Origin of the sequence: Paenibacillus chitinolyticus (genome assembly GCF_045038035.1) — a bacterium.
In the GTDB taxonomy this organism is placed as follows: Bacteria; Bacillota; Bacilli; order Paenibacillales; family NBRC-103111; genus Paenibacillus_F; species Paenibacillus_F chitinolyticus_A.
The window spans coordinates 1884484-1903132 of the sequence record NZ_CP173427.1 but is presented as its reverse complement, the minus strand read 5'-3'; the positions used below and the strand labels follow the sequence as shown (position 1 = coordinate 1903132).

The 18649-nt window shown below is 52.7% G+C and carries 19 protein-coding genes and 1 other annotated feature; of the genes, 1 reads left to right on the top strand and 18 read right to left on the bottom strand.

What is annotated here, in order from left to right; all coding sequences use genetic code 11:
• Positions 1–28 precede the first annotated feature (28 nt).
• The 3 genes from ACI48J_RS08680 to lspA form a co-directional block, all read right to left on the bottom strand.
• The gene (locus ACI48J_RS08680; RefSeq protein ID WP_405082473.1) at positions 29–1192 is read right to left on the bottom strand and encodes an aminotransferase A; all 1164 of its coding nucleotides are present in this window, start codon (positions 1190–1192) and stop codon (positions 29–31) included.
• Between the two features lie 77 nt (positions 1193–1269).
• Positions 1270–2235 (bottom strand): RluA family pseudouridine synthase, encoded by a 966-nt coding sequence (locus tag ACI48J_RS08675; protein WP_405082472.1) that lies wholly within the window; start codon positions 2233–2235, stop codon positions 1270–1272.
• Positions 2232–2729, bottom strand: coding sequence for a signal peptidase II (gene lspA / locus ACI48J_RS08670; RefSeq protein ID WP_405082471.1), 498 nt, complete (start codon positions 2727–2729; stop codon positions 2232–2234). Before lspA ends, ACI48J_RS08675 begins: the two co-directional genes overlap by 4 nt.
• 141 nt (positions 2730–2870) lie before the next feature.
• Here lspA and ACI48J_RS08665 point away from each other — a divergent pair, with 141 nt between their 5' ends.
• The gene (locus tag ACI48J_RS08665; protein ID WP_326052845.1) at positions 2871–3608 is read left to right on the top strand and encodes a TraR/DksA C4-type zinc finger protein; all 738 of its coding nucleotides are present in this window, start codon (positions 2871–2873) and stop codon (positions 3606–3608) included.
• A 37-nt stretch (positions 3609–3645) separates the two neighbouring features.
• Here the strand turns inward: ACI48J_RS08665 and ACI48J_RS08660 are convergent, their stop codons facing one another.
• The 15 genes from ACI48J_RS08660 to ACI48J_RS08590 all read right to left on the bottom strand — a co-directional run bounded on the left by ACI48J_RS08660 (position 3646) and on the right by ACI48J_RS08590 (position 18627).
• On the bottom strand, positions 3646–4086 hold the full coding sequence (locus ACI48J_RS08660; RefSeq protein ID WP_326052844.1) for a DUF5665 domain-containing protein: 441 nt from the start codon (positions 4084–4086) through the stop codon (positions 3646–3648).
• Between the two features lie 68 nt (positions 4087–4154).
• The gene (ileS, locus tag ACI48J_RS08655; protein ID WP_405082470.1) at positions 4155–6917 is read right to left on the bottom strand and encodes an isoleucine--tRNA ligase; all 2763 of its coding nucleotides are present in this window, start codon (positions 6915–6917) and stop codon (positions 4155–4157) included.
• An 87-nt stretch (positions 6918–7004) separates the two neighbouring features.
• Positions 7005–7279: a binding site (T-box leader), on the bottom strand.
• A gap of 68 nt (positions 7280–7347) precedes the next feature.
• Positions 7348–7833, bottom strand: coding sequence for a DivIVA domain-containing protein (locus ACI48J_RS08650; RefSeq protein WP_009671797.1), 486 nt, complete (start codon positions 7831–7833; stop codon positions 7348–7350).
• A gap of 109 nt (positions 7834–7942) precedes the next feature.
• On the bottom strand, positions 7943–8722 hold the full coding sequence (locus tag ACI48J_RS08645; protein WP_405082469.1) for an RNA-binding protein: 780 nt from the start codon (positions 8720–8722) through the stop codon (positions 7943–7945).
• On the bottom strand, positions 8722–8997 hold the full coding sequence (locus tag ACI48J_RS08640; protein ID WP_009671841.1) for a YggT family protein: 276 nt from the start codon (positions 8995–8997) through the stop codon (positions 8722–8724). Before ACI48J_RS08640 ends, ACI48J_RS08645 begins: the two co-directional genes overlap by 1 nt.
• A gap of 30 nt (positions 8998–9027) precedes the next feature.
• Entirely contained in the window at positions 9028–9453 is a 426-nt protein-coding gene (locus tag ACI48J_RS08635; RefSeq protein ID WP_009671786.1) for a cell division protein SepF, read from the bottom strand.
• 36 nt (positions 9454–9489) lie between these two features.
• Entirely contained in the window at positions 9490–10173 is a 684-nt protein-coding gene (locus ACI48J_RS08630; protein ID WP_405082468.1) for a YggS family pyridoxal phosphate-dependent enzyme, read from the bottom strand.
• A gap of 49 nt (positions 10174–10222) precedes the next feature.
• Positions 10223–11077 (bottom strand): peptidoglycan editing factor PgeF, encoded by an 855-nt coding sequence (gene pgeF / locus ACI48J_RS08625; protein WP_405082467.1) that lies wholly within the window; start codon positions 11075–11077, stop codon positions 10223–10225.
• Positions 11078–11259: 182 nt separating this feature from the next.
• Positions 11260–11556 carry a YlmC/YmxH family sporulation protein gene (locus ACI48J_RS08620; protein ID WP_103993626.1) on the bottom strand — a complete coding sequence of 99 codons (297 nt, stop codon included), beginning with the start codon at positions 11554–11556 and terminating at the stop codon, positions 11260–11262.
• 189 nt (positions 11557–11745) lie between these two features.
• Positions 11746–12528, bottom strand: a complete 783-nt coding sequence (gene sigG, locus ACI48J_RS08615; RefSeq protein WP_009671832.1) for an RNA polymerase sporulation sigma factor SigG — start codon at positions 12526–12528, stop codon at positions 11746–11748.
• 271 nt (positions 12529–12799) lie between these two features.
• The gene (sigE, locus tag ACI48J_RS08610; RefSeq protein WP_217557866.1) at positions 12800–13522 is read right to left on the bottom strand and encodes an RNA polymerase sporulation sigma factor SigE; all 723 of its coding nucleotides are present in this window, start codon (positions 13520–13522) and stop codon (positions 12800–12802) included.
• 29 nt (positions 13523–13551) lie between these two features.
• Positions 13552–14475, bottom strand: a complete 924-nt coding sequence (spoIIGA, locus tag ACI48J_RS08605; protein ID WP_405082466.1) for a sigma-E processing peptidase SpoIIGA — start codon at positions 14473–14475, stop codon at positions 13552–13554.
• A gap of 204 nt (positions 14476–14679) precedes the next feature.
• Complete coding sequence (gene ftsZ / locus ACI48J_RS08600; protein WP_405082465.1) at positions 14680–15822, bottom strand: cell division protein FtsZ; 1143 nt, start codon at positions 15820–15822, stop codon at positions 14680–14682.
• A 221-nt stretch (positions 15823–16043) separates the two neighbouring features.
• Complete coding sequence (ftsA, locus tag ACI48J_RS08595; protein ID WP_009671845.1) at positions 16044–17297, bottom strand: cell division protein FtsA; 1254 nt, start codon at positions 17295–17297, stop codon at positions 16044–16046.
• A 385-nt stretch (positions 17298–17682) separates the two neighbouring features.
• Entirely contained in the window at positions 17683–18627 is a 945-nt protein-coding gene (locus ACI48J_RS08590; protein WP_405082464.1) for a cell division protein FtsQ/DivIB, read from the bottom strand.
• Positions 18628–18649 lie beyond the last annotated feature (22 nt).

Sequence of the window (18649 nt, the reverse complement as noted above, 5' to 3'; positions counted from 1 at the left end):
GGATTTTTTATAGGCACGCGGCGGGAGATCAGCTCCGGTCTAGCTTGCGGATGAAGGCCTCCAGCCGGTCCAGCGCTCCGTCGAGCACCTCCTGCGAATAGGCGTACGACAGCCGGATGTAACCTTCGCCCAGCGGTGAAAACGCGTCTCCCGGAACGACCGCGACCCGCTGCTCTTCCAGCAGCCTGTAAGCAAACTGTTCCGAACCTAGCCCGAACCGGGCAATGGAAGGGAACAGGTAGAAAGCTCCCTGCGGTTTAACGGCTTCCAGTCCCATCGCCTGGAGTCGGCCGTATACGTGCTCCAGCCTGTTCTCGTAGGCCTGGCGCATCGGAAGAGCATCGTCACGGCCCGCGGTGAGCGCCTCGACAGCCGCATACTGCGAGATGGAGCTTGCGCAGGTGACGTTGTATTGGTGCACCTTGACCATGTGCTGGGTCAAAGCTTCCGGTGCAAACGTAAAGCCGATCCGCCAGCCGGTCATGGAATGGGATTTCGACAAACCGTTGATTACGATCGTCTTCTCTCTCATGCCCGGCAGGGCGGCAATCGAAGCGTGCTCGGCTCCGTACACCAGCTCGCTGTAAATCTCATCGGAAATAACGTAGAGGTTTCGGCTTCCCAGAAGAGCTGCCAGCTCGGCCAATTCCGCCTTGGTCATGATCTGCCCCGTCGGATTGCTCGGATAGCCGAGAACGACGCAGCGTGTTCGCTCCGTCAAATGAGGCTCCAGAGCGGCTGCGGTCATCTTGAACTCGTAAGGCCGCGTGTCCACATAAACGGGCACTCCCCCGCACAGCCGAATCAGCGGTTCGTAGCCCGGATAAATCGGCCCGGGCAAAATAACTTCCGCTCCCGGCGTCAAAATAGTCCTTAGCGTAATGTCGAGCGCCTCGCTTGCCCCCGTCGTCACGATGACTTCGCTGCTCCCGTCAAAGGACAGTCCGTATTTGGAGCCGACAAAGTCCGCCGCGGCTTTTCTAAGCTCCGGGAGTCCGGCATTGGGCGTGTACACCGTCCTGCCTGCCTGGAGCGCTTTCTGCGCGGCCTCCACAATATGGGCGGGCGTCGGAAAATCCGGCTGTCCCATCGTTAAGGCCAGTGCGTCCGGCATTGCCGCGACTTTATTCGCAATTTTACGGATACCCGAAATTTGAATCTCTTTTACCTGCGGATTAATGATCGGTTGCATACCGAGTGCTTCCCCTCTCCAAAGGTTCGCTTAGTTTTAAAAAAGAGAGACCGGCTTCCGCCTGTCCCTAGTTGTCCTTACAAATTGCGCAGACGGTGTAAAAGATCCGCCATATCCTCCGGAATCGGCGCCTCGAATTCGAGCCGCTCCCCTGTCCGCGGATGGGTAAAACCGAGAATCTGCGCGTGAAGCGCTTGACCGTCCATGGTCATCCCCTTGCTGCGGCCGTAGGACGGGTCTCCGACAAGCGGATGCCCGATGAACTTGAGATGGACCCGGATCTGATGAGTCCGGCCCGTTTCAAGTTTAAGCTCCACCAGCGTATACCCGTCAAACCGCTCCAATACGGCAAAATGCGTGACCGCGTGTTTGGAGTTTTTGTCCGTCACGGTGTACAGCTTGCGGTCATAGCTGTCCCGGCCGATCGGGGCGTCAATCGTTCCGTGATCGTGCTGCAAATTCCCGTGGACAAGCGCCACATATTTGCGGGTCACGCTGTGCTCCTTAAGCTGCTCGGCCAGACTTGCATGGGCCTGATCGTTTTTGGCGATCATCAGCAAGCCGGAAGTATCCTTGTCGATGCGGTGAACGATGCCGGGTCTCATAACCCCGTTGATGCCCGACAAATCTTTACAGTGATGCATCAGCGCATTCACCAGCGTACCGCTGTAATGACCGGGAGCCGGATGCACGACCAGTCCGCGCGGCTTGTTGATCACGATGACGTCCCCGTCTTCGTAAACGACCTCCAGGGGAATGTTTTCCGCGGCGATATCCAGCGGTTCGGGATCCGGAATGGCTAGATCGACGACCTGCCCTTCGGACAGCTTGTAGTTAGGCTTTACGTTCCGGCCGTCCACCCGGGCATGACCGTCCTTAATCCACTGCTGAATTTGCGTACGCGACACTCCATCCAAGGCATCGGACAGAAGCTTGTCGATTCTTTCGCCGTTTTGCCCGGCTTCGACCTGCCAGCGCGTCGGTTCGCTTTCCGTTTCATCCATGCCGTTTTGTTCCAACTCATAGTTGTTTTGTTCGCTCATGATGCCGTCCCTCTTTTTTCATTTTTCCAGCTGATGATCGAATCGATAAAAATCAGAATGACGCCGATGACGATCGCGGAGTCCGCCACGTTAAAGATCGGATAAATGTAGTCGACCGCTTTGCCGAAAAAGGAAAACTGAAAATGCAGTTGAAGGAAATCGACAACCTCGCCGAAAAGAAGACGGTCCAGGAAATTTCCTACCGCGCCTCCCAAAAGCAGAGCGAGCGCCAGAGACATCAGCTTCTGCCCGGCTTTACGGGTCCTGTTGAGATACAAAACAACTCCCGCGACGATTACCAAAGTAATCAAGATGAAGAACCAGCGCTGGTCCTGCAAAATTCCGAAGGCGGCGCCGCGGTTGCGGTGCGAAGTCAGCTGGAAAAACTCGCCGATCACCGGAATGGAGTCATGCAGCGGAATGTTTTTAACCACGAGCCATTTGGTCCCCTGATCAATCAAAAAGACGATAAGTGCAAGTAAATAATAATACAACGGGATTCCTCCTCTGACGACGGCTTGTCGCTTGTCGCCCGTTAAACGTTTGGCTGCGGTGCTTTCATTTTCCACACTAAAAAAGGGAGCCTTCGTAAACCCTATTGCTGCAGGCCACCTTCCGAAGGGAGATGTACCCCCATGCGTATACTGACTTCCAATCAAACGGATCAACTCAGACAGCAGCTTCTCATTGAAAAAAAAGAACTTAAAGAGCAGTTAGAGCTCGACGAACACTTCGGAATGTCTCAGGCTATGGGCGAGAACACCGGAGAGTTGTCCACGTACGACAATCATCCCGCCGATTTGGGAACGGAAATGTTCGAGCGGGAAAAAGACATCGCTCTGCTTGAAAATGCCGAACGTCATCTCGATCAGGTCAATCTCGCACTGGAAAGGCTGGCTGCCGGCACCTACGGGATTTGTATCGAGTGCGGCAGAACCATTCCCTACGAGCGGTTAAGCGCAATTCCGACAACCCAGTACTGCCTGGAGCATGTGCCGAACCGGCACGCATCCGACAGAAGACCTGTGGAAGAGGAATTTCTTGCCCCGCCTTTCGGACGGACCAGTCTGGACGAACGCTCGGACCAAAATCAATTTGACGGCGAAGACGCCTGGCAGATCGTGGAAAGCTGGGGCAATTCCGACTCTCCCGCCATGGCGGAAGATCCGAACATAGGCGACTATAATGCCATGTACGTCGAGGCAGACGAGCTTGACGGCTATGTGGAACCGTTCGAAAGCTTCCTTGCCACCGATATTTACGGCAATCATGTATCCGTTATTCGCAATAAAGCCTATCGCTCTTATATGGATAATCAAGAAGGAGATCCTCTTCTTGAGCCGGATTATACATCGGAAGAAACGCAGAGCTGAACAAGCGGCTCTGCGTTTTCCTTTGTAACGCGCCCGGTTAATAAAACCGGCGCCCTTCCAGTTGAAACTGGACATACTCCACAAGGTCCGCAATGTAAGTGCCGATAATGGGCAGGTTCAATGCGCCCAGAGCTTTCAGTGCGTAGAGGATGGTACCGGCGAATACGGTAATGCCGAGACCGAGCCCCACTCCCCTGGAAATCCCCGCTATGAGATTCGCGAAAATGAGTTTGCGCGGCTTGTTCATCAGCGTCACGTAATCGGCAATTTGCGTCCGTTCGATATTGGCCGCTATTTCGGTTACTTTCTCATGAATATGATGAACGAGCCGTTTTTCCTCATCGTCCGTACGGGCGGCGTTGGTTGGCAAATCCCGGTGCTCTAGCTCCGCATCTTCCTCCGGAAGCCGGGCACTAACGGGTTTGTTCCATTCATTCCGGTCATTCCGTTCGTTCCGTTCTTCGTTCAGGTTATCCATGAAATCGCTCCTGCAGATTTGGTGTCCCCTATCTCCACACGGCGGCGAATTCCATTACCTGGGCTGCTTTATTCGAGGCGGGAAACTACTTCCGCACATCTTGCGCACAGAGTCGGGTGTTCTTTGTTCTGCCCAACTTCCGGTGTGACTATCCAGCAGCGTTCGCATTTGTCTCCCTCGGCGACGGACACCTGCACGGCAAGGTCTTGAGCCTCATAGCTTCCTTCCGGCGCTTTCTCGGACGGATTATGCAGAGCTGCGGCCGAGACGATGAAGAGCGTATCGAGCTTGTCGAAACCGCTGAGCAGCTTGAACGCCGCATCGCTCGGGTACAAATCAACCGCGGCGCTCAACGAGTTGCCGATTGTTTTGTTCTTGCGCGCTTCTTCCAGCGCTTTAAGCACTTCGTCGCGGATATTCAGGAAGCCGTCCCACTTCTGTTCCAGCTCTTGGTTATACACATCCGTGCGGATCTCCGGCAGTTCGCTGATCTGTACGCTATCCAGCTCCACGCCGGGGATGTATTTCCACACTTCATCGGCCGTATGCGGCAGGATCGGCGCAATGAGCTTCGTGATAGCAAGCAAGGCGTCGTATAGTACCGTCTGCGAAGCTTTACGGGCGGAATCGTCGGCCGCGTCCGCGTACAGGCGGTCTTTGATGATATCCAGGTAGAACGAACTCATCTCCACGGCGCAGAAGTGATGAACAGCTTGATAGACGACGTGGAACTCATATGCGTCATAAGCTTTGATTACTTTTTCCGTCATTCTGTTGAGGCGGATAACGGCATACTGGTCCAGCTCGCTCATTTGGGCGACATCCACACGGTCCTTCACCGGATCGAAATGGCTCAAGTTGCCCAGCAGGAAACGGAGCGTGTTGCGGATTTTACGGTACACTTCCGTAATCTGGCTCAGGATGTTGTCGGAAATCCGCACGTCGGACTGATAATCCACCGAAGATACCCACAGACGCAAAATGTCGGCGCCAAGCTTGTTGCACACTTGACTCGGATCGACTGTGTTGCCTAGCGACTTGGACATTTTGCGGCCTTCGCCGTCCAGAGTAAAGCCGTGGCTGAGAATCCCCTTGTACGGGGACTGGCCTTTTACCGCCACGCCCGTGATCAGGGAGGAGTTGTACCAGCCGCGGTACTGGTCGGAACCTTCCAGATACAGATCGGCCGGCCACTGCAGTTCGGGACGCTTGGCCAGCACTCCCGCATGGGAGGAACCCGAATCGAACCAGACGTCCATAATGTCCGTTTCTTTGCGGAACTCGCCATGGCCGCATTCCGGGCAGAAAAGGCCTTCCGGCAGAAGCTCCTTCTCCGTCAGCGTGAACCACGCGTTGGAGCCTTCTTTTTCGAACAGCTTGGCCGCGTGCTCGATGGTCTCATCGTTTACGATCGGATGATTGCAGCTGCGGCAGTAGAAAATCGGAATCGGTACGCCCCACACGCGCTGGCGGGAAATACACCAGTCTCCGCGATCCGCGATCATGTTGTGAAGGCGGATCTCGCCCCAGTTAGGCGTCCATTTGATTTTTTTGATTTCTTCCAACATTTCATCGCGGAATTTATCAATGGAAGCGAACCACTGCTCCGTCGCCCGGTAAATAACCGGCTTTTTCGTACGCCAATCATGCGCGTACTGGTGATTGATGGAGGAAGCGTGAAGCAGGTGACCGCTGTTTTCCAGCCATTCCAGAATCGTTTTGTTTCCTTTTTCGTAGAAAACGCCTTCCAGCCCCGGCGCTTCCGCCGTGAAGTGCCCTTGATCGTCAATGGGACAAAGCACGCCGATCTTGTATTTCTGCCCGACGATAAAATCATCCTCGCCGTGGCCGGGAGCGGTATGAACGCAGCCCGTACCGGCTTCCAGCGTAACGTGCTCGCCCAGCATGACAAGCGACTCCCGGTCGTAGAACGGATGCTTGCAGGTCACGTTCTCCAGCTCGCTTCCCTTAACCGTGGAGACGATGCTGTAATCGGTCCAGCCGATGGCTTTCGCCGCCGCTTCCAGCAGTCCTTCGGCCAGCACATATTTTTTGCCGCCCGCTTCCACGACAGCGTACGTAAAGTCCGGGTGAACGGAAATGCCCAGATTCGCCGGAAGCGTCCACGGAGTGGTCGTCCAGATGACGACAGCCGCATCCTGCGGAAGCTTGCCTTTGCCGTCCGCTACATCGAAAGCGACATAGATGGACGGGGAGGTTTTTTCTTTGTATTCGATCTCGGCTTCAGCCAGAGCGCTCTCGGAGGATGGAGACCAGTACACCGGCTTCAGCCCTTTGTAGATGTATCCTTTTTTCACCATTTTGCCGAAAAGGCGGATTTGCTCGGCCTCATATTCCGGCTGCAACGTGATATAAGGATGATCCCAGTCACCGCGGATTCCGAGACGCTTGAATTGTTCCTTCTGCCGCTCTACCCACTGAAGCGCGTATTCTTCGCAGTATTTGCGGAATTCGGCAACGGACATCTTTTTGCGGTCCACTTTGCCGCTGTTGGCGATTGCCTGCTCAATCGGCAGTCCGTGCGTGTCCCAGCCCGGCACATACGGCGCATCGTAGCCCTGCATCGTTTTGAAGCGGACGATAACATCCTTCAGAATCTTGTTCAGCGCATGGCCGATATGAATGTCCCCGTTGGCGTACGGAGGTCCGTCGTGCAAAATGAACTTCTCCCGCCCTTTGCGGCTCTCCTGCACTTTCGCGTAAATGTCGATTTCTTCCCAATGCGCTTGCATTTTAGGCTCTGCCTGGGGCAGGTTACCTCTCATCGGAAAGTCCGTTTTCAGCAGCTGCAATGTTTTTCCGTAATCCAAATTGATTCACTCCCTAGTCTTAGTACGCTGATCCCTTCCGGGACAATTCCCTCTTGCTCTCTAAAATGCAAAAAACTTCTCCATCCCAAAAGGGACGAGAAGTTAAGCTCGCGGTACCACCCTTGTTAGACCGTTCCGGCCCGCTGCCATCCCCTCAAACAGAAATCCTCCCGCATGAAAGAAATGACGACCGGTTGTCAGTCTCACTCGACGAATCGATAACGGAATTACCCGATGCTCCCTACTTCGCTTTTCAAGAGACGCTCCTGGGGGATTTTCGTCCGCTGCAGAGATTAGGCTCACACCCACCCTAACTCGCTGACACTGCTGTACGGAATACTTGGCCCAGTCATCGCTTTACGAAAGATTCAGTTACCCGAAGTATATCGAATCCGGGTCTGGTAGTCAATGAAACCCGCTTGGAAGCCGGTTACTTCTCGAGTTCAAGCACCTTGTCGTGATCGAGCGTCTTCCAGCCTTCATCCTGAAGGAGCTCCAGCTGCGCTTCAAGCAGCGTGCGGAAACGTGTGCGGTAAATGCTCGCCTGCTTCTTAAGCTCTTCGGTTTCCATCGAAACTTTACGGGAACGCGTCAACGATTCGTTGATAATCCGGTCGGCGTTCTTTTCCGCTTCCTTGAGTACAAGCTGCGCTTCCTTCTTGGCGTTGTTCTTCACTTCGTCGGCGGCTTCCTGCGCGACAATAATCGTTTTGCTCAACGTTTCTTCAATATTGGAGAAGTGATCCAGCCGTTCCTGCAGCGCCAGAATTTGGTTTTGGAGCTCTTTGTTTTCACGGATAACGGCCTCGTAGTCCTTGATGACCTGGTCCAGAAATTCGTTCACGTCATCTTCGTCATAGCCGCGGAAAGAGCGCGCAAATTCTTTATTATGTATATCGAGTGGTGTTAAGGGCATGGTGCACCTCCTAGAATGTTAACCGATGGAGAGTTTGTACGGTTCAGTTAAGAAATAGAATTTCGACAGAAAAGCGAAAAATCCTTTATTCCTCGCACTTAAAAATAGGTTAAACGTATTTGCCCACTTTCATGCGGGTTCTGCCTTTCTTCGTCACTCCTTCTATTTCCAGGACACGAAAACGCCCAAAGCCCTGCAAAGAAACGACGTCGCCTTCCTGCAGGGGGACGCTCGGATTCTCTTCGGGCTTCCAGTTCACTTTGCACTTGCCGGATCCGATCGGGATGAGAACTTTGGCCCGGCTTAATCGGAATACATCGCTTACAATTCCATCCAGACGGAGAGAAGCTACGGACAGCGACATCTCCTCCAGTTTGACGGCGGACGGTCTCAACTTATCGATCGGCAAAATTTCGGTCGTCACATGTACGCGGTGCACTTGGCTGAGATTGAGATGAAGATAATCGGCCGCTTCTTCCGCCACGACGAAATGGCAGCCCTGTTCGGATACGTTAATATCCCCTACCTTGTCCCTTTTCATGCCGAGCGCCAGAATCGCTCCCATATAATCGCCGTGACTAAGCGCCTGGAACTTGCTGTCACCGGATTCTACGGATAGGACTCTCAGCCCCATATCTTCGCCCGGAAGATCCAGGTAATCCGGCCCTAGAATCGCTCTCTGGCGTTCCGCATCCGGGTACCCGCCATCTAATCTGCAGTTCACGTCGGGGTTGCGGTTAACCAGTGTACGCAGAATAAAAGCTTGCCGGGGATCGAGAAAGTCCGTCCGCTTCACTTTGTGATGGGCGGCGTTCTCGACCCACTCCTGGGCCCGGTCCACGAAAGCATGCTCATCGGGATGGAAATGCCCGTAGATTTCTTTAGCCACTAGAATATCCTCAAAATGTAGCCGACCACGACTTTGAGGCCTGCGACGACGAGCCAGAATACGCCCATGGCAACGATCGGAGAAATATCAAGCGGGCCGATCGGCGGGATAAAGCGGCGGAATGCGCTCAGATATGGCTCCACGAGTTTCGCCAGCAGTTCGCCGATAAAGCTCTCGCGGGCATTCGGGAACCAGGAAAGCAGCACGTAACCGAAAATCATATAGAAGTAAATTTGGGCCAATGTATCGATCAACCCGTAAATGTTCATGACCAACCGCTTTCACCTCAACCTTTTTGTCCAATGCTAAGCTTCATGCAAAAAATCCGAGATCGATCCCTGAATTTCTACGGAATCCGGGGCGCACAGGAAAATATTCGGTCCGATCTTGGAGATCGATCCGTTCAGCGCGTAAACGGTCCCGTTCAGGAAATCGAAAATCCGTACCGCTTGTTCGGGACGAACCCGCTGCAAATTTACGACGACAGTCCTGCGGGAACGCAGATGATCCGCAATCTCCTGAGAATCGTCGAAAGAATGAGGCTCGTGAAGCACAACGCGGCTGTTTTTCTGCGAATGAATGCTCACAATGTTATTTTTACTCTGTTTCGTACGTTGTTCCTGCACCGGGGTTTCAGGTTCTTCCGGAGTTTCTACAATTCTTTCCCGTTCTACAACCTCTTCTTCTTCCTGCAGTCCGATAAAATTCATGAATTTATTCATAACGCCCATCCGACGCTCCTCCTCTGTGGAATAGATGGTATTGATTTAAGACTTTCCGACAAGTACGGTGCCTAAACGCACCCAAGTCGCGCCTTCTTCGATCGCCACTTCAAAATCTCCCGACATCCCCATGGACAAATGCCGCAAAGGTTCCGGCAGAATCCGCTCGGCGTTAAGCGTGTCCCTCAGCTCGCGCAGCTTCCTGAATACGGGCCGGGTCGCTTCCGCTTCGGCCTCCAGCGGGGCCATCGTCATCAAGCCGACGATCTGAAGATGGGGGTATTGCTTCAAATCCTTCGCGAAGGATTCCAGCTCTTGCGGGGGCAGTCCGTATTTGGATTCCTCGCCGGATACGTTCACTTGTATAAAACACTTCACGGAAAGATCCCGTTTGGCGGCCTCTTTCTCCAGCTCTTTGGCGAGCGAAGCACGATCCAGAGAATGGATATACGCGAATTTCCCTATAATGTCCTTCACCTTGTTCGTTTGCAAATGCCCGATAAAATGCCAGTCTCCCCGGTCTCCGAGCGCTTCCCATTTTTCTTTGGCATCCTGCCAGCGGTTCTCTCCCACCTGTGTTAACCCATGGTCAAGAGCTTCGCGCGTGGCTTCCAGAGATACATATTTCGTAACCGCGATCACGTTTATGTCTTCAGGGTTGCGGCCGGACCGCCGGCAAGCCGCCTCAATGCGGTGATGCACATCTTCAATACGCGCCTGCAAATTCATCAGCAGCGGTTCACTCCCTCCATGCTGTCTGTAAGTTGTCGGGACCGGATCAGTCGTTTCTGAGACCAATCCAGGCTGCCATACGCCCGGTCGAACCCCCTTCTTTACGATGGGAAAAGAACAGATCGGTCGAACAACTCGTACATAACTCTGTTACTTCTATATGCGACGACAAAATTCCTGCTTTCTCAAGAAATTGTCGGTTGCATTCCTGCAAATTCAACTGATATTTGCCTTCTTTACGGGGGATAACGACAGTTTCCGTCTGTTTTTTGGAAATGCCGGTATCCAAATAGCTCTCGTAAACGCGGTCCGCGACATAATCATCCACTTCGTAACAACAGCCGCCTATGGAAGGGCCGATTACGGCATACACGTCTTCTGGCCTGCTTCCGAAGGAGCGGGTCATCGAAGCAAGCGCAGCCGCTCCGATATTCTGGACCGTTCCTTTCCAGCCGGCGTGGGCGATTCCTACGACCCGGTTTACCGGATCGATCAGATAAAGTGGAACGCAGTCCGCGTACAAGGCGCAGAGCATGATCCCTTTTCTGGCGGTAATAAACGCGTCCTTGTCCTGAATCGCATCGGCACGCGATACGCGTCCACTTCCCATCTGCTCCTTTTCGATGACCGCTACCTCTTTGCCGTGCACCTGTTCGCCGAACGTGAGCGCTTCAAAAGGCACTCCGAGCGCTGCGGCAAGTCTCCTCCGGTTCTCGACGACATCTTCGTCCGCATCGTTTACGTGCAGGCCCAGATTAAGCGAATCGAAAGGAGCCGAACTCACTCCTCCGTGACGCGATGTAAATCCGGCCTGAACGAAAGGAAAACGTTCCTGAAGCCTTTCCAGCACAAAAAGCTCCGGTTCCCCGGAATTCGATTTCTTGTGTACAAACGGTTCCACTGCCTGTCCCCTCCGTATCCCCGGCCTACAACGGCCTTCTCTGCTTGTTCAAGTTTACCATATCGGTCATAAGACGACAAAAATTGGCGGTGCGGCAGGTATGAAAAAGGGGCGCCTCCGTTTATAGCGGCTGCTTTATAACGAAACGCCCGGAAGTACGGCCATCCTCATATCTCCTTCTATTACCCGCGGGAGCTGCGGTTGTAATCAACGGAATCGCTCTCCTCGACGGCCCGGTAGGTTTTCGCTTCATCCAGTTTGACCAGAACGACATCGGCTCCGATTTTGACGATATTTTTCCAAGGAATGATAAGATCCGTTCCTCCCCCAAACAAGCCGAAAAACTTGCTGCTGTTCGGAACGACAATGGAATCGATCCGGCCTTGGCGGAGTTCAAGCTCCAAATCGCTGATCTGGCCTAGTTTTTTACCATCGACAATATTAATAACGTCTTTCGTTTGAAAGTCGGATATTTTCATCTGCTTACCCCACGCTTTCAGGTTATTCGCCCGTTTGTTCTAGTATATGAGGGACACGGCCAAAATGTCCTGCAAAACCAAGAAAAGCGCCTCTCGGGGTTCAGCCGGAAAAACAGGCATAATAAAAAGCCCGGAATCCGGGCTTTCGATAGATGTACGTGCAGGTAAATCGGGCAGGCGTGAGATCGATCAGCTTTTGACATGTTTCTGCATCTGAGTGATCGCCGATTTCTCCAGCCTTGAAACCTGCGCCTGCGAAATTCCGATTTCATCGGCGACTTCCATCTGGGTTTTACCTTCGAAAAAGCGCATCGACAAAATCATTTTTTCGCGGGAGCCGAGCTTTCTCATCGCTTCTCTCAACGCGATTCCTTCAATCCACGACATGTCTTTGTTGCGTTCATCACTGATCTGATCCATCACATAGATCGGGTCCCCGCCGTCGTGGTAAATCGGCTCAAACAGGGAAACGGGGTCTTGAATCGCGTCAAGCGCAAACACGACATCTTCTTTGGGCACGTTCAGCACTTCGGAAATTTCGTAAATCGTAGGCTCGCGGGAGTTCTTGTTCGTTAAACTGTCGCGGACCTGAAGCGCTTTGTAAGCGATATCCCGCAAAGAACGGGAGACACGGATCGGATTGTTATCCCGCAAGTATCTGCGTATTTCTCCGATGATCATCGGCACCGCATACGTTGAAAACTTCACGTTCTGGCCCAGATCGAAGTTATCGATCGCTTTCATCAGGCCGATGCAGCCCACTTGAAAAAGGTCGTCGACAAACTCGCCGCGGTTGTTGAAACGCTGAATCACGCTGAGTACCAGTCTCAGGTTGCCATTGACCAGTTTCTCTCTTGCGGATCGGTCGTTCTTCGTCTGCAGATTGGTGAACAGCTCACGCATTTCCACATTCGTCAGAACAGGAAGTTTGGCGGTATCGACACCACATATTTCGACTTTATTTCGGGTCACGGTGATTTACCTCCCAAGGAGAAACATTACTGTTAATTATCTCCGCGACCCGTGTTTTTATGCGCTGCGAAGAGCGTGTCCCCCCCCTTGACAAGTGCCCGGATGCTTGCTCTCTCCTGCCGCTGTTGGACCGTATTCGCTTTCAGTTTTCGATATTTTTTTTAAAAGAAGGCAGATATGTCTCCCGTTCGGAAGAATTATCCGGTACCTCCTTAAAATCGTATGGAAAAGTCATACCAAAAAGCCTACCACACAGGTGATAGGCTTTTGCTTAAACCATTTTATTAAACTCCTTGCGCAGCCGTTTGATGATCCTCTTTTCCAGCCGGGAAATATAGGACTGGGAAATACCGAGCTGATCCGCAACGTCCTTCTGCGTTTTCTCCTCACCGTCCTGGAGACCGAAACGAAGCTCCATGATCGTTCGCTCCCGGTCCGTCAGCTTATCGAGCGCTTTATGCAGCAGCTTGCGGTCCACCTGCTCTTCAATGTTGCGGTAAATGGTATCGTTCTCGGTGCCCAGCACATCGGACAATAACAGCTCGTTTCCGTCCCAATCGATATTGAGCGGTTCGTCGAACGACACTTCTGTCCGTATTTTGCTGTTGCGGCGGAGATACATCAGAATTTCATTCTCGATGCAGCGTGACGCATAAGTCGCCAGCTTGATTTTTTTCTCGGGGTCGAACGTATTCACCGCTTTAATAAGACCGATCGCCCCTATGGAGACCAGATCCTCGATGTTAATGCCCGTATTTTCAAATTTGCGGGCTATATAGACAACCAGCCGGAGGTTGCGTTCAATCAGCATGGCACGGATAGCCGCGTCCCCGGAGGGCAGTTTTCCAAGCAAATATTCTTCTTCTTCCCGCGTCAGCGGAGGAGGCAGTGCTTCGCTTCCTCCTATGTAATAAATTTCTTCACCTTTCAGACCGAAAAAGATAAGAATCTTGTAATAAAAAATTAGCATCTGCAATTTCCATTTGACCCGCATAACCGCTTCCTCCCACTCATAACCTTTCTTTAGCCGGCAGCAACCAGCGTCGGATGAATAATGGCATGATATGCCCCGTCACCGGAGAGTTGACCTCCGTCCAGTCCTACAAGTACTTTCGTCGTTTCCACTTGACCGCTGCTGTACGTGATGACCACCTTGTCGGGTTTAATCGCCAGCATGAACTGCGTATTCCGGTTTACTCCCCGGTAAGGCACCAGCCGCAGACGATCCTGCCATATGAAGTCTTCTTCCGTCCCTATCGCCGTGATAATCTGTTCCACCTCGGCTGCGCGGATTCGTCTCAACCACGATTCCGGCAGCATACTCGCCAGCTGCGAAGCCTCCATGACCATCACCGGGGTCCGCGTCAGCGGATCGTAGAGCTGGTTGCCCGTATCGATCAAGCCTGTACACCGGAAATCCACGCCATCCACGATCACACTTACTTCCGCCAGATGGACGGCCAGCTCTTCCTTCTTCTTTACTCCCGCCATCACCAGTCTGTGCAGCACCAGAGAACCCGCTCCTAACACGATGACTGCCCAAGTCTCGATCCGGATATTGAACCTCGCCGCACCCGTTTGGCTGAACAGAAGCCCGTTCATCACATCGCCCGATGTTTGAAACACGTAGTTCAGGCCGAAAACGCCCCCCGCCGCTACAAAGTTGACTACATAGAAGGTGCCCGTGTTGCGCAAAAAGCGCTGTAAGCTGCCATAGCCGAAAGCAATCCATACCATACAGAGAGACATGATGATCTTTGCCGCAAAAGTAAATAAGAACGACAAGGAAGGTACGAACATGAGCAGTACATAAGATCCGCCCAGCGCAGAGGACGTCAGCAGTTTCCAAGGTTTGAAGGATAATCGTCGCGTCCGTGCGGTCACTAGTAAAACGGCGGTATCCATGACGACATTCAACAGGAAAATCAGATCCGCGTATACGACCAATTTTCCTCACCCCCAAGCGGATGAGATTAGTATATTAAAAGACGAATTCAAAGTCTGTCTAAACGTGCCGGAGTCCGCCAACTATTTTTGTCGCATAGTGGGGAAAAGAAAAAAGCCGTCACAACCGACCTCAAGTCGGTTGTGACGGCTTTTCCGGGAGAGCCCGTCATGCTGCTCTCCGCCTATACCATTCCGCTAGCGGAATTATTTGTCGAGATTGTTGCGTCCGCGGTTGCGCAGGAACGTCGGTACTTCCAGGTCTCCCGGTTGACCGCCGAACGGCCGCAGATTGTTCGCACGCTGCTGGGTTTCGGCAGGTGCCTCCTGCTGCTGTTGCTGCTGCATGCCGCCTTGACGGCGGTTTTGCGGTTGCGGAGGCTGCTGTTGTTGCGGCTTGTCCTGGAATCCGGTTGCGATAACGGTTACCATAATCTCTTCTTTATAATTCTCGTTTATGACAGCACCGAAAATCATGTTTACTTCAATATCAGAGGCCGAGGCAACAATGTCTGCAGCTTCATTTACTTCATACAGGCTAAGATTTGTACCGCCCGTAATATTCATTAATACCCCGCGAGCACCCTCGATGGAGGTTTCAAGCAGCGGGCTCATAATAGCTTTCTTGGCGGCTTCCGCGGCACGGTTCTCACCTGTCGCGACACCGATTCCCATAAGAGCCGAACCACGCTCGGTCATAATGGTTTTCACATCGGCAAAGTCCAGGTTGATAAGACCCGGTACGGCGATCAGGTCGGAAATCCCCTGTACCCCTTGACGAAGAACGTTATCCGCTTCGCGGAACGCTTCCAGCATAGGTGTCTTCTTGTCTACAATCTCAAGGAGACGGTCGTTTGGAATAACGATCAGCGTGTCCACTTTTTCTTTGAGCGCCGCGATGCCCTGTTCAGCCTGAGCGGCGCGTTTGCGCCCTTCGAATGTGAACGGTCGGGTTACGACGCCCACCGTCAGCGCGCCGCACTCTTTCGCGATTTCCGCGATAACCGGAGCAGCGCCCGTACCGGTTCCCCCGCCCATACCTGCGGTTACGAAGACCATGTCCGCGCCTTTGAGCGTGTTCATAATTAAATCGCGTGATTCTTCAGCGGCTTTCTTCCCCACATCGGGGTTGGCGCCGGCTCCCAAGCCGCGCGTTAATTTATCACCAATTTGGAGCTTGTGCTCCGACTTGGCCTGATGAAGTGCCTGTGCATCGGTGTTCACCGTAATGAACTCGACACCCTGCACTCCATTCTCGATCATCCGGTTAACTGCATTACTGCCGCCGCCGCCCACACCGATGACTTTTATCTGGGCCAATTGTTCCATATCCAGATCAAATTCAAACATAGCAGTCAATGTCCCCCTAACTTAACTTTCCGTGAGCTGTAAGCTCAAAATGGGTAACGCGCCTGTCGGCACGGTAATCGTAAGAGTTCGCACATGGCCCGAACATGGTTCTGAAGCGTGTTGTGCGCGTATCCCCTGGTTGCAGGCTGCAGAGCCAGTGACTGGGACACTTGTATCCATAACCGGGAAAGATGCATTCAGAAACAGCAGAGCTCGTCCCGTTAGATAAATTCCTTAAGGAAATTTTTGACTTTATCGAACCAGCCAGGGCTCGCTTCAGTCTGGGGTGTTTTGACACTGGCAGGTTTGTTGGCCGTTTGCTTCTTGGGCGCCGTAACCGGGCGGTTACGCAAAAATTTGCAAACAAACTGGATGATCCCTACTCCGCTCGTATAAGCCGGGTCGCGGACCCCGATGTAATCGGGCACTGCGATACGTACGGGAGCAGCCAGCTCTTCCTGTGCAATGACAAGAGTCCCCGGCAGGGACACGGTACCTCCCGTGAGGACATAACCTCCGGCGGGATCACTGTATCCTAACCGGCTGGCTTCTGCGCGAATCAGATGGAAAATTTCCTGAACACGGGGTTCAATAATATTCGCCAGATCGACCTGGGAGAATTCCTTATCCACTTGACTGCCGATCCGGTTAACTTTAAACACCTGATCCGGCGCGGAATCTTGAATCGTCGCGCAGCCGTATTTAAGCTTGATTTTTTCCGCAATATCCATTTGGGTGCGGAGCCCGATTGATATGTCGTTGGTAATGAAATCGCCGCCGATAGGCAGCGTGGATGTTGCGACAAGATTTCCTTGATCGAAAACGGCAATCGTTGTCGAACCTGCTCCGATATCGACCAATACGGTTCCTATCGACTTCTCGTCTTTGGAAAGCGCAAGCTGTCCGGAAGCCAGAGACATCAATATGAGTCCTGCCACCTTAAGTCCGGATTTCTCAACAACGCGAAGCAGGTTATGTATGCCTGTTTTGGCTCCGGTAATAATCGTGGATTCGACTTCAAGTCTGACCCCGATCATTCCTCTTGGTTCGTGTATGCCTTCCTGGCCGTCCACTAAGTATTGGTTAGGTACTACTCCGATAATTTCGCGCTCAGGAGGCAGCGCTATGACTCTAGCCGCTTGTATAACCCGTTCGATGTCTTCTTCGCCGATTTCGCGGTCTTCATTGGATACGGCCACAACACCGTGGCTGTCCTGAAGCGCGATGTGGTTTCCCGTAATCCCGACGTAAACATCAGAAATTTGTATGCCCACCATACGTTCGGCATGATCGATCGCGGATCGGATCGATTGAACGGTCTGGTCGATATCAACGATGGCACCTTTGCGGATGCCTTCCGAGTCGGCTGATCCTACCCCTATTATATTAATGGTTCCGTTTACGACTTCCCCAATAATAGCACGAACTTTGGATGTACCGATGTCTAAACTAACAATGATGTCATTGTTGCTCAAGCTTTGGCACCTCCTGTTAAATGAAATCAGGGCACAGCCCGTCTGCTTTCTACTTATTCAACATAACGGCTGGTTTCCCTCTTTATTTCAGCATTTTTTTTGTGAACGCTGTATTTTCTCTTTTTTTGGTTTTAAACCGGTAAAAATAGAATACCATAAAATCAATTCTAACACTAATTTAATAGGGTGGGTAGTAATATTTTCCTGAGAAAACCCTGAAAAATTCGTGAATCAAGCGCCTTTCATCCAGCCTTTCGGCCATTCGAAAAGCTGGCAGCTCCCCTATCGATTCCTCCCTTGAAAGTCTCATAGATTACAGGACGCAATGGCGCCTGTTACCAATCCCTTCCTTTAAATAAAGAGGCCTGTCCGGCGGAATTCCCTCCTAGTTAGGAGCAGGCGATCCCTTCGATGTACCCGGTGTGTCCGTTTTGCCTTCCTTACCCCCCGTATCGGACTTGCGAGTGGTATCCTTTTGGGGAGTGGGAGTCGGTTTCACACTGCCGTCCGGTTTCGGAGTCGGATCGGGCTTTTTGGTTGAGGCGGTGCCGGCTTTGCCTTTGTTTCCGGCGGCGCTCGTATCCAGCGGCAAATGATCGTCTGTTTCCAGCAGCACCAGAACGCCGGAATTCACTTCGCTTCCCTGCATGCTTGTGATGTAAGCGGACAAATTCATAATTTTGTTCGGCAGATAGCCGACTGTCGTCACGACTTCGAACCTGGTGCGGGTGTACATCTTGATCTTGTCCTTGTAGGCTTCCGACGGGTCCGGGCGTATCTCCGAAATGTCCGATAAATACCCGGCCGGAATGGCTGCCAACGCTTTGCAAAGAGCGATGCGGTTGGGATCGTTCTCTGTCCATCCGGTCAAAATGGGCTTGTCCACCGGCAAGTCTTCTTTGACAACGGGAACGGTGGACCCGTCGGCTAGCACCGCCTGCTTCACGCCGTCCGCCCCGAACTGGAACGCAACGCGCGGATACTCGTGCACCACGATGCTGATTTGGCCCGGAAAATGCTTGGAAACTTCAACGGACTGAACCATACGGAGGGCCGCAACCCTCTCGCGAACGCTCTCCGAACGGGCCGCAAAAAAATGATCGCCCTTCCGGACGGCGGCGGCTTGTCCGATTTCTTCGGAAGAAAGCAGTTCGTTGCCTTCGATCTTGATTTCACTGATCCGGCTCAAGGACGAGCGAAAAAAGAGAACGGCGAGAATCGTTACGAAAAACAGGAACAAGAGCGTAAGCAGCTTCCGGTTGGTGCGCGTCCTTCTCGGTTTAGGGTTCGGCAGCACCGGAACTTTATTCTCTTCTGGCAAGCCTGACACCCCCGATTCCTTGTGCATAACC

Excerpts from the sequence above, each read along its gene's own strand:
- ACI48J_RS08680 (WP_405082473.1), bottom strand. The coding sequence starts at position 1,192 with ATGCAACCGATCATTAATCCGCAGGTAAAAGAGATTCAAATTTCGGGT.
- ACI48J_RS08675 (WP_405082472.1), bottom strand. The coding sequence starts at position 2,235 with ATGAGCGAACAAAACAACTATGAGTTGGAACAAAACGGCATGGATGAA.
- ACI48J_RS08665 (WP_326052845.1), top strand. The coding sequence starts at position 2,871 with ATGCGTATACTGACTTCCAATCAAACGGATCAACTCAGACAGCAGCTT.
- ACI48J_RS08660 (WP_326052844.1), bottom strand. The coding sequence starts at position 4,086 with ATGGATAACCTGAACGAAGAACGGAACGAACGGAATGACCGGAATGAA.
- ACI48J_RS08650 (WP_009671797.1), bottom strand. The coding sequence starts at position 7,833 with ATGCCCTTAACACCACTCGATATACATAATAAAGAATTTGCGCGCTCT.
- ACI48J_RS08635 (WP_009671786.1), bottom strand. The coding sequence starts at position 9,453 with ATGGGCGTTATGAATAAATTCATGAATTTTATCGGACTGCAGGAAGAA.
- ACI48J_RS08630 (WP_405082468.1), bottom strand. The coding sequence starts at position 10,173 with ATGAATTTGCAGGCGCGTATTGAAGATGTGCATCACCGCATTGAGGCG.
- ACI48J_RS08620 (WP_103993626.1), bottom strand. The coding sequence starts at position 11,556 with ATGAAAATATCCGACTTTCAAACGAAAGACGTTATTAATATTGTCGAT.
- sigE (WP_217557866.1), bottom strand. The coding sequence starts at position 13,522 with ATGCGGGTCAAATGGAAATTGCAGATGCTAATTTTTTATTACAAGATT.
- ftsZ (WP_405082465.1), bottom strand. The coding sequence starts at position 15,822 with ATGTTTGAATTTGATCTGGATATGGAACAATTGGCCCAGATAAAAGTC.